Genomic DNA, 12,986 nt, shown 5'->3' on the forward strand with positions numbered 1-12,986 from the left:
TTTTATACATCTGGGTAAATACATGAATCCATATTTAAAAATGATGCAGTGCGTCTGCAGGTTCGCGGTTTAGTATTCGTTTGGCAGGCGAATAAGTCGCTAATAGCACCATCAATATAATCATAAGCGGCATACAAATTAGCGCAACCCATAGCGCAACGTCACTAAACAGCATAGTGGAAGACATAAGATTCATTAGCCATACACTTACGCCTAAGCCCAAAAGCACGCCCATTGTCAATTGCCAGCCGGCTTGCTTCAAAAACATTTTTAAAATACTCACATCTGGTGCTCCAATTGCCCGTCTTACGCCTATTTCCTGTGTGCGCTGAGCCACTCCATTTGACGCTACTGCATAAATCCCCGTGGCAGCCAGAAGTGCAGCCACAATACCACAGATTAAAAAGATAGTGCTCACCGTAGAGATAACGAGCAATGGCTGAGCAATCAAATCGTCATAAGACTGGATTTGATAAACACCTACTTTAGGGTCCACAGTCTCCAGTGCCTCTTGCAAGCTTGCTCGCGCCACTTGCTCGCTACCATTGTAATGAATGGCTATTTGCGCACTAAAAAAACCGGCGTTATCCATCGAGTGATAGGTATTATAATTAGCGCTCGAGAAGTCCATTTTCGAACCATGGAATGTATCGCTTACCACCCCCACAATGGTATACCAATCACCGCGACTGTCGGCTCTTGCGCGCCTAACTCTCTTGCCCACAGCATCACCGTCAGGAAAGAAGTCTTTCGCGATAGATTCATTAATGATAATACTCATCATACCTTCTGCTGAGTCGCGATAGTCGAAGTCTCTGCCTTGAATAACCTCCATACCCAATGCACTCCACGAATTATGCGAAACGCCTTCGTTATTACTAAAAGGGTTTTCATCATAACGTTGTGCACCTCTTCCTTCTATTTCGAAATAGCTGGTGCCACCTCCAGTGCCGGGCAGTTGCGTCATATAAATTGTACTGACAATATTATCGTAGCTTTCAAGTGCCTCTTTTAAGTCGTAGTAAAAAGCGCTTCGTTTCATTCTGTCTGTGTACTCAAACTCTTCTTCTTCGCGTATGGGATAGTCTGCTGGTGGCAACTGCAAGCGTGCTGTAAGGCGATTATCGGTTTCAACTCCGTAGTCTGCGTTGCTAGCGGAATAGGTCGAAATCAAAATCACGCTTGCCATTACTAAAACCACGCATGAAAATAGAATTTCAGAAACAACTAAGGCTTTACCAATGCCAGCCGCTTTCTTACCAAGCGCACCGCGTGTGCCGTCTCGCAAGGTTGAGTTAAAATCATTGTTTAAAGAACTCCAAGCAGGAATAAGACCGGTGACCACTATCATCAGACTAACCGTGGCGACTAAAACGAAAACGGCGTTTATATCCAAGCTGGGCGACCACCAATATGGCTTGGCGTTATCTAAGCTAAAGATACTGTCTAAAGCCAAACTGGTCATCTCCAGGCCATAGCCTGCCAGCAACAAAGCTATAATGCCTCCTATCGAACAAATGAATACACTTTCCCACAGCATTTGCAAAATGAGTCTATTACGCGAAACACCCAATGCTTGACGAATAGCCACCTCTTTTGAGCGCTCATTCACCCTTGCCAGTAACAAGTTGCCAACGTTGATACACGCCAGCAACAAAATTAGCAAGGCGACAATAAACAATGCAATAAAAAGTCCGTAATACTGAGTAAGATGCGCTTTTTTATAGGGCTCAATTGTTAAATATTCGCCCTGGGGACTGATCACCCAATTCCAGTCTTCCTGAAACTGATCTGCAAGTGCCCTGTTCTTTGAATTAAGCAAACTGCGCACCTGGCGAATTGACACACCATCGGCAAGCTTTACGAAGGCGGTGCTAAAATCGTAACGACGTTCGCTTGGATTAATGTGCGATTCAGGAAGCAATTGCCACATTTGGGCAATCGCCGGAAACTTGAAGCCTTGTGGCATAACACCAATTACCGTTGCCTGTTCGGCACCATCAATCGCCACCGTCTTGCCAATAATGCCAGCATCTCCATTAAACTGCTGTTGCCACATGTCAAAACCCAACACCACCACATCTTCGGCACCCTCGGATTGATCATCAGCAACAAACCCACGCCCTAATAAAGGCGCTACCCCGCTAAAATCAAAGATGTTATAAGACACATAGGCCGAATTGTATTTGCGTAGCTGTCCCCCTACTTCTCCAACAAAGGTATTGCCGTCTTGATAAATACCAAAGTCGTCAATAAGCTCACTGTTTTGCGCGACCGCATATATGTCAATTGATGCGGCCGGTCTTCGAGTCAGATGTGTATTGTCGTAAACTCCCTCGATAACATAAAGCGGCTTGTTGTCCGCGAAGGTGACCGGTGAAAATAGCAGCGCGTTTAATAGCGAATAGGTATAGAGTGCAAGGCCAAGCCCAACCGACACGATTAAAACGGTCATCGCCGTAAAGCTGGGTTTTTTGACCAAAAGCCTTAATGCATATTTAAGGTCGATAGCAATTGACATATGTGTTCTCCTTTATGCAAATTAGAAGGTCAGTGTTAAACAGCGGCTGCGAATTTATTCGATTTATCCAACACCACTTTGCCATCAAACATTTCGATGGTGCGTGAGGCTCTTGCGGCTGATTTAGGGTCGTGCGTAACCATACAAATGGTTGAGCCTGATTGATGAAGTTCATCAATTAAGGCCATGACCGTTGCTGCGTTTTTCGAATCGAGGTTACCGGTTGGTTCATCAGCCAGTATTAGAGAGGGTTTGCCCGCAATCGCTCTTGCAACGGCAACCCGTTGTTGCTGCCCGCCCGACAGCTGAGACGGAAAGTGGCTGGCTCGATGTTGAATATCCACCTGCTCCAGCGCAGTTTTCACCATAGATTTGCGCTGCTCTTTAGATATATCGCTGCGATAAGTCAGTGGCAATTCAACATTTTCAGCGACGGTTAAATCACTGATCAAATTAAAGGCCTGAAAAATAAAGCCGATTTCTTTGTTACGAATCACCGCTCGCTGCTGCTTGTCGAGAGTATTAACATCGTAGCCAGACAAGGAATAATTGCCGGTCGAAGCAATGTCCAGTAAACCAATGACACTCAACAGAGTTGACTTTCCACAGCCCGATGGACCCGTTATTGAGACAAACTCCCCCTCTTCAATAACAAGATTAACATCCGTCAATGCGTGCGTTTCAAGCTCATCAGAAATAAACACCTTGTTAATATGAGAAAGTGCAACAATACCTGCGTTATTCATTGAAGTCATAGTGGCTTTCCTTAGTTCATTAGTATATTAATTGATTGCTATTTGAGGCTTTGAAGCCCATTTATTGGCGTCTGAAATAATGATTTTTTGGCCAGGCTCAATACCTCGAATGATTTCGATGTGAGTGCTCGACGACTGACCAAACTCCACCAGTGTTTTGGTCGCCGATTTACCGTCAGCATCTAACACAAAGACGTTTGATTCGCTCAAGCCTCTTGCATACATAGGGCGTTTCACAAAAAGAGCATTCGGTTTTTTTGCAATTTCGATAACACCCTCTATGGTCAGTTCAGGCCGAGCCTCATCCGGCATTTCGCTCACTATCTCGACATCCACCTGAACCAAGCCATTTATAACGGCTGGATCAATGCGGCTGACTTCACCTGCGAATAACGAAGTGCGCGAATCAAGGCTAACCGCCTGTCCCATTGCAACTTGATTAATTAGGTTCTCAGGAATGCGAAGCTCGGCGATGAACTGATCACGCGAAGCAATTTTGACAATATTCGTGCCCGCAACGACTTGTTGCCCCAGCTCAACGGAGAGCTCTTTGACCACAGCATCTTGCGAGGCTTTCATCGTTAAACCCTCAACCAATACTTTTGCGCGATTTGCAATGTGCTGTAAGCGCTTAAAACGCGCCTGACTTGCGATAAGCTGAGCTTGATTATTTTGCTTTTGTGATGCCAAGCGGTTTTGCGCAAGTTCCCAGCGCTGTTTGTTCTGCTCAGCCTCTATTTTGCTGCTCTCAAAATCAATTTGAGAAACCGCATTAACGCCTTGGCTCATGAGCTTCTTTTGAGCATCCAAGGTAAGCAACGAGCGTTCGTAATTGAGTTTTGCTTCGAGCACAGCAGCTTTAAGATTCAATAATTCGTTGTTTAAAGATGCACTTAACGCATTGTTGGTGGCAATGAGTTCATCTAACTCCCATTGGCGCTCATCCATTGACTGCACTAACTCTGGGTTGCTTAATTGTGCAATAGCGTCTCCTTTTGCAACCACAGTGCCGGGTTTAACAAAAAGCTGTTCAATGCTAGCGTTCACTGAAGTTGATATCCAACGCTCTTCTTTTGGCGCCAATACGCCCATACCACGAACACTAACAACAAACTCTTCTTGCTCAACAGTTGCTAATACTAATTCTTGAGCGCTAACGCTGTTACCGGCATTACTTAAAGATAAAAACCCCAGCGTAAGCAAGCATACAATAATCACAGTAATCGCCATTATTGAAATTAGCTTTTTGTTTGGACGCTTTTTAGTGCTTCGAGCAATGTCCATTTTATCGACTTCCTTATTAGCTATAAGCGGAAACAAGCGTTAATGATAGAAAGATGTACAGCATCATGTATGCCAACAAAAAAAATCATTCATATTCAATAAGATAGAAATCCAGATGTGTATAGTAAGACTTATAGATCCCAAAAGTGGGATTCATAAACGTATAGTGAGTTTCGATATCGGGACGAGTTTCACCCATTGGTGACGGTAACGCGCAGATATACTGAGGCTTCGACTTGTTGCTCTTTGCAGTATGATTTAACATGCAGTATTGCGTGAAATGTTAATCTGTTGTTAAATCATACTGTACGAAAATACATCAGACCAAATAGATGGTCCCGCGAACGAAGTCTCAAATAAAAAACAATTAATAAGGAAGGACTCTTATGCAAAAAAACTCACCAACAAAATTACGCACACTTAGCAAAGGACTGCATCTGGCGTTTGCGATAAGCTTGGCATTCGCACCAGTAATGATGACCTCAGTCCATGCGCAAGCTGCACAAACACAGCAAATGGACGCTCAGCTGAATATGGCAAAGCGTAATATTGAGCAAATCCAAAAGAGCTTAGCGACTATTCGCACTGGTGATGTTGCGCAATACAATAAGTTGAGCAAACAACTGACTAAAGCAGCCGACTTACTTAAAGCAACAAGCAGTCAAGCTCATCCAGACTTTCAAATTGCTGTACAAAACTGGAGCACTCTACGATCTCAAATGGTTTCAATGTCTGAGCAGTGGCAGCAAGCGCAAGCAAATGCTAATTTTCAACAAAATAATTCACAAGGCAACTCGGTAAACAACAACCAGACGGCGATGAGTGCATCCGCGCAAAGCAACGCGCAAGCTAGTGGGCAAGTCGTTAACGCTAACGCTATTTTAGCTAAGTACCAGCGCGAAAACCGACCGAAATTATCGAATTATCCTAATCCAAGTGACGTCTCCAACTGGGCTAGAAGCATGAAGGCTTTGCAAAGCACAGAGCTACAAGCAGATTTACGCTCGTTACAGGATGCAAGTGTAAGCGCGCAAGACAGGCAGCGTGTAAGCAATTGGATAGGTGGTAGTTTTCAAGACCAAATTACGCAAGACATAAGCAATGCCATGCAGCATTTCAATAATCTTGCAAACACCGCTGCGCAAACCAGCCAACAAATAATGGGAATTGATCAAAGCGATAAAATGCGAATTTATAATTTTGCCAATGGTGAAAGCGGTAGAAGAAATATGCAGCGAATCGATGCCGGTCTTGTTGCCTCAGCGAATGCGTTAGCCTTGGAAGAAAGCTATCCTTCACTTGCTAATCCCGAGCGTCAACAGCAAATTGCTCTATTAGCGACGGCGCAGCAAACGCTACAGGAATATTCAGAAGTTGCGAAAGAGCAAGCCGAAGTACTGGCAAATATGCCCAAAAAGCAGAAAAAGAAGAATGAACAGTTTTTAAAGGGGATCAGCCAGACGCTCTGGTTTAAAGGAAGTGAATTCGCCTCTTTAGATTCAAAAGGCAGCATTTGGATGAACAGCGAGGATGTAGGCGATATTGTAAACAGTGGCACTATTTACGTCTTCAGCAGAGACATTGGCTCCATAGAGCCTGATGGAAAAGTGTGGTTCAACGGAAATCACGTAGGCATACTTGAAGAGAACGGAAAAGTATGGCGCAACGGCACTCATGTAGGCACGGTTGAGCCAAATGGGAAAGTCTGGATTGATGGCGGTCAAAACGGCGAAATCGTACCCTATGATGGGGAATGGAAACGCGCCGCTGTGGTTTACTTTTTCAACGATTGGTTTACACGGGACGCTTGGAAGCGATAAGCAAAAAATACATAAACGTGCGCTAAAACAAGGTGTATATAAATGTGGCTAACGCACTTTGTTGCGTGGCCACTACAATTGCGCCAAGCAATGCAAGTACTAAGATGATGGGTAAAAGCCAAATTTTCTTACGCACGCGTAAAAAAGCCCAAAGGTCTTGCAAAAACTCTATCACTAAAATGGATCCTTCAAATTTATTGGCTTATCCGCCTCACGCTTAATCCACGTACTTTGCTTTAATTTATACGGATGGGAATGATACTGAGACTTACCAAGTGCACGCATAACAAGCCCCATCGGGACAATCAGCAAATAAAAAGCAAAAGCGAGTATCAACTTAGTATTAAACCATGCCAGCACAGACGCAATCACCATCCATACAAGATATGGCCCATACAGCGCAGTTGGCTTAAGCAAATACAGCGCTATCAAGAGCAGAGAAAGCCATGCCGGCCATAGTGGGATACCCATAGAAAAAAAATAAGGCAGTATCCCCATGAAAACAGCTGGAAATGCGATAGCCATTGTAAGCGCAAAAGATTGCAGCGCGTCAATGTCGTCTTTGTGTGCAAGCGGCAGCATAATCGATTGAATTACCTTCATTGTTTAGTCCTTCGCAAAACGTTGTCGCTTAGTATTTTTAACAACATCGTTTGCTTGCTCGGCTTTGTAAAGCACAATATTTTCCATAACTAATACATCCATCTCTGTCGCTAAAAAACATTGAATAGCGTCTTCAGGGCTTCGTACCGGCGGTTCGCCGCGCACGTTAAATGATGTATTAATAAGCATTCCTACGCCCGTTCTTTGTTTGAAAGCTGATATTAAGGCGTGAAATTTAGCATGATGTTGCGCGTCTACCGTCTGAACGCGAGCAGAATAATCCAAATGCGTAATCGCAGGCACAACGCTTCTCACTTGATTGACTCTATCTTCAATACTTATGTCATTATTGGATACTTGTTCGTGCGCATTGTTAGAACCAATTGTTGAATCATCAACTCGGTGTTGCGAATTCAAATTCGCTACAAATAGCATAAAAGGGCTTGGCTTGTTCAACTCGAACCACTGCTTGGCATCCTCAGACAACACTGCTGGAGCAAAAGGGCGGAATGACTCGCGCTGTTTTATCTTCAAATTCATTTGCGACTGCATTTTTTCAGAGCACGGGTTACCTAAAATAGAACGGTTTCCCAAAGCTCGCGGACCAAACTCCATGCGCCCTTGAAACCACCCTACCACCTTGTCATCAGCAAGTGCCTGACTGACTTCGCTGAGCAGTTCACTCGAAATCAACTCATCGCTTTCAAAGCGTTTAAACACAAGCGATAGCTGCTCACATACTTGCACAATTTCCTCTTTTGAAAAGGCATCGCCCAGCTGTGCGCTTTGCATTACTTCACGCTTTAAACTTGGTGCTGCGCTTTTGTTTGCAAGCGCGGTATTGCTATCTTCGGTATTGCGCTTGTCGGCTTGGTTTAACGATTGTCGCTCGTACCATAGCTGCAGAGCCGCGCCCAGGGCCCCACCAGCATCGCCTGCTGCAGGCTGTATCCAAATTTCATCAAATATATCAGCATTGAGTATTTTACTATTTGCCACGCAGTTAAGCGCAACGCCACCGGCCAAGCACAGATTTTTGGATTTGGTGAGGCGTTTCGCTTCCCGTGCAATATTCAAAACAACCTCCTCAATCACAACTTGAATGCTACTCGCTAAATCCATTTGTTTTTGCGTAGGCGCTCTATCAAAGGGATGGGCTTTTCCACCAAAAAGTGTTTCGAAGCGCCGGTTAACCATACGACTTCCAATAGCATAGTCAAAGTATCGCATGTTGAGCGCGAAACTGCCGTCGGCGAGAATATCAATTAGATGTTCCTTTATTAAATCCACATACTTTGGTGTGCCATAGGGCGCAAGCCCCATTAGCTTGTACTCGCCAGAGTTAACGCGAAAGCCACAGTAGTAGGTCATAGCCGAATACAACAGTCCAATACTGTGGGGAAAATGCATTTCCTTCAGAGGCTTGAGCGTATTCGCCTTGCCATGCCAAATAGATGATGTTGCCCACTCGCCTACTCCATCAAGGCACACTACCGCAGCCTCGTCATAAGGACTAGGGTAGAATGCGGAAGCGGCATGAGACTGATGATGCTCAGTAAAGTGCAAAGGTGGAAGCGTAGCTTTTTTACTCTGCGCTTTTGCATAAGCTGGGTCGTGCTCTTGACCGCGTACTTGCTGTAAACGAAGCTCATGCTCGCAGATAAGCGTTCGAAGCTCCCGCCGAATGAGGCTTTTTAGATAGAGTTTTTCTTTTAGCCATATTGGCATTGCTCTGGCGAAGGCAAAAAAACCAAATGGAGCATTGCCCAGAAAGGTTTCTAATAAGCGTTCAAATTTTAATAAGGGCTTGTCATAAAACACCACCGCGTCTAAATCATGGAGAGTTAAATTTGCGCTCGCAAGACAGTATTCGATTGCCTGTGCCGGGAATTGAGGATCATGCTTTATACGGGAGTAGCGTTCTTGCTGTGCAGCAGCGACAATTTTACCATCTACTACAATTGCCGCTGCACTATCATGATAGAATGCAGAAATACCTAAAATTGCTGTCATCGCTTCACTTTTATCAAGCGCATATTGTAACTAGATCCTATTACTTTTAGTGTTGCACTACAGTAACATACGTCTGGCCTTGCAAATAAGCCATAAAGCGTTTTGCATACGAATGTTGTCGCTGATTCAATGATAAAGGATACTCGAATGCAGCAAAAACCCAAACTCGTTTTTTACCTTATCGCAATCCTTCTTCCATTTTTATTGCTTGGCGCACTGGAAGGAATTTTACGACTTGCTAATTATGGCGCAAGCTATCCTTTATTTGTTGAATCTGACCAATTTGAAGGGTATTTAGAACCCAACCCAGATGTCATAAAACGCTTCTTTTATCCAGCGAGTTCAGCGCCTGCCGTTTCCCCTGACACTTACCTTTTCAAAGAACAAAAAACAGACAACACCCTTCGCATTGTGGCCATGGGCGGCTCAACCATGGCGGGCTTTCCTTATGGTAGATTTGGCTCACCCGCTGGCATGCTTAAACAACGCATCAGCGCAAGTCACCCTCAGCAGAAGGTAGAGATAATTTCAGTGGCAATGTCGAGCATCAATAGCTTTTCGATTTTGGACTTTACAGAAGAAGTCATAGCCATCGAGCCTGACGCAGTTTTGATTTATGTAGGCCACAATGAATACTTGGGTGCGCTGGGCGTGGGCTCTAGTTTTGCGGGTAAAGGCTCATATAGCGCCAATCTTCTTTTTCTGACGCTGAAAGACTGGCGTATATATCAATTAGTGCAAAAAATATATCATTTAATAGTTACGCCTAACCCAGAGGGAATCTATGTAGAGGGGGCTTCAACAAATCAGCGAACACTAATGGCGCAAGTGGCAAAAGATAAAAACATTGCCTATAAAAGCGATATATATGTTGCCGGAAAGACGCAGTTTGAACAAAACTTATCTCTTATTCTAGAAAAACTTTCTCAAGCGGCTGTACCCGCTTTTGTATCGAGTATCGCTTCAAATGAAGCCAGCCAAGCCCCCTTTGAATCGCTTGAAATTCCAGAGCTTGATAATGCATTGCTCAACAAAAACACTCAAAAATCATGGCCTACAAACGCGCATACTGCACTCGCCAAAGACCGCTTTCATGCCAACTATATGTTTGCACTGGGAAACTATTTGCTTGAAAACGGTAAGCGCACTGAAGCCTACAAAGCTTTCAAACAAGCTCGCGACTTTGATCTATTACGGTTTAGGGCACCAAGCGAATTTAACGAGATTATTCAAGCCGTAAGCCATAAGCATGATGCGATATTTGTGGACTCATACGCCACGCTCATTAACGATACTAAGAATAGAATTATTGATAAATCGCTTATGCTGGAACATCTGCATCCAAACGCTCGTGGATACTTTCTGATTGCAGAAAGCTTTTACTCAAGCTTACTTGAAGAAGGACTCATTTCATCAGAGAACACGAACGAGCAAGACCTGGCGGTTTTCCAAGAGGATGCTTGGCGATGGCAACCATTGTCACTAACGGATCAAATTTTTGCCCAATTTAAGGTCGAGCAGCTGCTCTCGGATTACCCCTTCAGTGACACGCCTACAACCGTCCGACTTGATGATATTAGGATTGCTGATATCGAGCATGCCATAGTAAATTCACGGGCGATAAGACGCTCGGATATAACGCTTGCTAAGCAGCGCATGAGGGGCGAATCTTATATCAAGATTCAGCAGCAGCTAGTTGAAAAGTTACAAAGCGAGGGGCGTTTTTTGGAAGCCGGTATTAGTGCAGGAACGCTTTTTGAAGCCTTGCCCGAACAAGAGAATCTAGCGCGTGTTGCGTCATTACTGCTGTTGCGAGCTAATGCTCTTCCGCTTGCAGAGTATTATGCTAGCAAGGCTGTGCAACTGAATCCGCGAGCAGTAAACTACAAATTAAGCTTGGCCGAAATACTGTTTAAGCAGCAAAAAATAAAGGCCTCTATCGTCTTGCTTGATGAGGTGATTGCGCAAGACCCTTCCAATCTTAAAGCTAAACAAATAAGACGCTCGCTTTTGCAATGACACCTTTTGCAATAACATATGCACGCCCAAAGGTTATTTTGATTCTATGAATATGCCCAATGTTCACACTAAGTCTGTATCAAATACGAAGCGTTTTTTGTTTTATGGGATTGCTATGTGCATACCCGTTGCGTTTTTCGCGCTCTTAGAAGGAGGCTTGCGCTTGGTAGGTTATGGTAACGATACGCCACTGTTCATCGAAAATCCTGCCAACCCGCACTATTTACTCCCTCGCCCTGATGTGATGTCTCGATATTTCCCCCCAGATGCGCCACAACCAAACGTTACTCTGGAAGCCAATTTCTTTCTAAAGGAAAAACCTGAAAATGGTATTCGACTTTTTGTGCAAGGCGGCAGCACCGCGGCGGGCTTTCCTTATGGCTATGGCGCTTCACTTGCCGCCACGCTCGACCAACGCCTGAAACAAGCGCTTCCGGCTAATCATGTTGAGGTGGTTGGAACCGCACTCTCGGCGGTTAACTCATACACCTTATTAGACTTGGCTGATGAAATCATTGAGCAGTCGCCTGATGGTGTTTTAATTTATGCTGGTCACAATGAGTTTTTGGGAATTTTGGGGGTGGGCAGCAGTTTTGCGCTTGCCAACTCAACTACCAGCACATTATGGTTTATCAAGCTGAAAGGCTGGCGAACATTTCAGCTTATTCAGCGCTTGTTTTTCAATATTAGTTCGCCAAGTGATGCATCACTAATTCAGATGACTAGTAAAGACCCTGACGCATCATCACAAGCTGGCACTGCAAATTCTCGCACCTTAATGTCTAAAGTGGCAAAAGATAAGAACATTGCAAAAGACTCTGCGCTATTTGATGCAGGTATTCATCAGTTTGAGAGAAACATGCGTCTATTGATACAAAAATACCAAAGTGCCAATATCCCCGTGTTCATTGCTAGTCTCGCTAGCAATCAAGGCCAACAAGCCCCCTTTTCGAGTGCGCCCGCCTCGTTAGAACACATGCAAATTATTAAAGGTATAGAGTCCTTGCTATCCCAAACAAAACGAAGTGACGCAATTCCTGCGCAATTACAGTTGATTCAAACTCAACTTCAGCACGCCAGCGCAGCACTTATGTCCTCAGACAGTGCAGACCTGCATTTTACATTGGCAAGGTATTTACGCTCACTTGGATTACACTCACTCGCCAAAACTCATTTTATGCAAGCGATTGAACATGACACCTTGCGATTTCGCGCACCGAAAGCGATCAATGATGTAATTTCTAAGCTCAGCGAGATGGAAGGTGTATATTGGGTCGATAGCAAAACTGCATTTGAACAACGTAGTCGTAATGGCATTATTGATACGAGTCTGATGCTTGAGCACTTGCACCCAAACTTAGAGGGTTATTTTGTGCTCTCTGAGAGTTTTTATCAGGCGCTAAGAATGAGCAAGCGGTTCAGCCCATGGACTGACATAGCGATAGGGCAGGCTTGGAACGAGCGTCTGATCTTGCCGGCAGAGGAGTACTTTGGCTATGCCACAATACAAAAATTAACAAGCGACTACCCCTTTGTGGACCAGCCTGTAAAAGTCAAACTGGCAGCACCTACCGATTGGCAACAAGAGTTGGGATATCAGTGGTTTAGCAAGCAGTTGACTTGGGAGGCACTGATGCATCGCAGTTTGAACCGGTACAGAAGTGAGCAAAACCAAGCGATGGCTCAGAAAACACTGCAGATCTTAGCAGATGCCCTCCCCCATAACGGACTATATAATCTCCAGCTTGCAGAACTTATGTTAAAACAAAATCGTGATGCGCTGGCACTTCATTATTTCAAACGTGCAAAATTAGCCGGTGCAGTGGGCGATAATTTGGATAAACAAGTTCACAGGCTACGTGAGCAGCAGAGCAAACTAAAGGTCAATTGATTATAATGCCCTATCAATAGCGCATCATACAAAAACACCGCCGAGGCGGTGTTTTACATGAAGTGTCTCTCTTATGAATA

Annotated in this window: 9 protein-coding genes; 3 read left to right on the forward strand and 6 right to left on the reverse strand. The window is 44.5% G+C overall.

Annotation, left to right across the window (positions count from 1 at the left end; all coding sequences use genetic code 11):
- Positions 1–34: 34 nt before the first annotated feature.
- Genes PN836_RS04475 through PN836_RS04485 form a run of 3 tightly spaced genes read right to left on the reverse strand, consistent with a single transcriptional unit; the run spans position 35 to position 4,560 of the window.
- Entirely contained in the window at positions 35–2,521 is a 2,487-nt protein-coding gene (locus tag PN836_RS04475) for an ABC transporter permease (protein WP_395343956.1), read from the reverse strand.
- A 35-nt stretch (positions 2,522–2,556) separates the two neighbouring features.
- Positions 2,557–3,267: an ABC transporter ATP-binding protein gene (locus tag PN836_RS04480; RefSeq protein WP_395345459.1), complete on the reverse strand. Its 711-nt coding sequence runs from the start codon at positions 3,265–3,267 to the stop codon at positions 2,557–2,559.
- Between the two features lie 36 nt (positions 3,268–3,303).
- Positions 3,304–4,560, reverse strand: a complete 1,257-nt coding sequence (locus PN836_RS04485; protein WP_395343958.1) for an efflux RND transporter periplasmic adaptor subunit — start codon at positions 4,558–4,560, stop codon at positions 3,304–3,306.
- A gap of 386 nt (positions 4,561–4,946) precedes the next feature.
- Here PN836_RS04485 and PN836_RS04490 point away from each other — a divergent pair, with 386 nt between their 5' ends.
- Entirely contained in the window at positions 4,947–6,380 is a 1,434-nt protein-coding gene (locus PN836_RS04490) for a hypothetical protein (RefSeq protein ID WP_395343960.1), read from the forward strand.
- 22 nt (positions 6,381–6,402) lie between these two features.
- Here PN836_RS04490 and PN836_RS04495 read toward each other — a convergent pair whose 3' ends face one another.
- The 3 genes from PN836_RS04495 to PN836_RS04505 are packed head-to-tail and all read right to left on the reverse strand — an operon-like array spanning position 6,403 to position 8,996.
- Positions 6,403–6,555, reverse strand: a complete 153-nt coding sequence (locus tag PN836_RS04495) for a DUF5989 family protein (RefSeq protein WP_395343962.1) — start codon at positions 6,553–6,555, stop codon at positions 6,403–6,405.
- Positions 6,555–6,983, reverse strand: coding sequence for an SxtJ family membrane protein (locus PN836_RS04500; RefSeq protein WP_395343964.1), 429 nt, complete (start codon positions 6,981–6,983; stop codon positions 6,555–6,557). The genes PN836_RS04495 and PN836_RS04500 overlap by 1 nt, the downstream gene beginning before the upstream one ends.
- A 3-nt stretch (positions 6,984–6,986) precedes the next feature.
- On the reverse strand, positions 6,987–8,996 hold the full coding sequence (locus PN836_RS04505) for a carbamoyltransferase (protein ID WP_395343966.1): 2,010 nt from the start codon (positions 8,994–8,996) through the stop codon (positions 6,987–6,989).
- Between the two features lie 147 nt (positions 8,997–9,143).
- Between PN836_RS04505 and PN836_RS04510 the strand changes: the two genes are divergently transcribed.
- Together PN836_RS04510 and PN836_RS04515 are read left to right on the forward strand one after the other, a co-directional pair.
- Positions 9,144–11,015: a hypothetical protein gene (locus PN836_RS04510; protein WP_395343969.1), complete on the forward strand. Its 1,872-nt coding sequence runs from the start codon at positions 9,144–9,146 to the stop codon at positions 11,013–11,015.
- Between the two features lie 46 nt (positions 11,016–11,061).
- A complete protein-coding gene (locus tag PN836_RS04515) occupies positions 11,062–12,906 on the forward strand; it encodes a hypothetical protein (RefSeq protein WP_395343971.1) in 1,845 nt (614 codons plus the stop codon).
- The last annotated feature ends 80 nt before the right edge of the window (positions 12,907–12,986 follow it).

Origin of the sequence: Ningiella algicola (assembly GCF_028401415.2) — a bacterium.
In the GTDB taxonomy this organism is placed as follows: Bacteria; Pseudomonadota; Gammaproteobacteria; order Enterobacterales; family Alteromonadaceae; genus Glaciecola.

Coding starts and splice junctions, on each gene's coding strand:
- PN836_RS04475 (WP_395343956.1), bottom strand. CDS start 2,521: ATGTCAATTGCTATCGACCTTAAATATGCATTAAGGCTTTTGGTCAAA.
- PN836_RS04480 (WP_395345459.1), bottom strand. CDS start 3,267: ATGAATAACGCAGGTATTGTTGCACTTTCTCATATTAACAAGGTGTTT.
- PN836_RS04485 (WP_395343958.1), bottom strand. CDS start 4,560: ATGGACATTGCTCGAAGCACTAAAAAGCGTCCAAACAAAAAGCTAATT.
- PN836_RS04490 (WP_395343960.1), top strand. CDS start 4,947: ATGCAAAAAAACTCACCAACAAAATTACGCACACTTAGCAAAGGACTG.
- PN836_RS04500 (WP_395343964.1), bottom strand. CDS start 6,983: ATGAAGGTAATTCAATCGATTATGCTGCCGCTTGCACACAAAGACGAC.
- PN836_RS04505 (WP_395343966.1), bottom strand. CDS start 8,996: ATGACAGCAATTTTAGGTATTTCTGCATTCTATCATGATAGTGCAGCG.
- PN836_RS04510 (WP_395343969.1), top strand. CDS start 9,144: ATGCAGCAAAAACCCAAACTCGTTTTTTACCTTATCGCAATCCTTCTT.
- PN836_RS04515 (WP_395343971.1), top strand. CDS start 11,062: ATGAATATGCCCAATGTTCACACTAAGTCTGTATCAAATACGAAGCGT.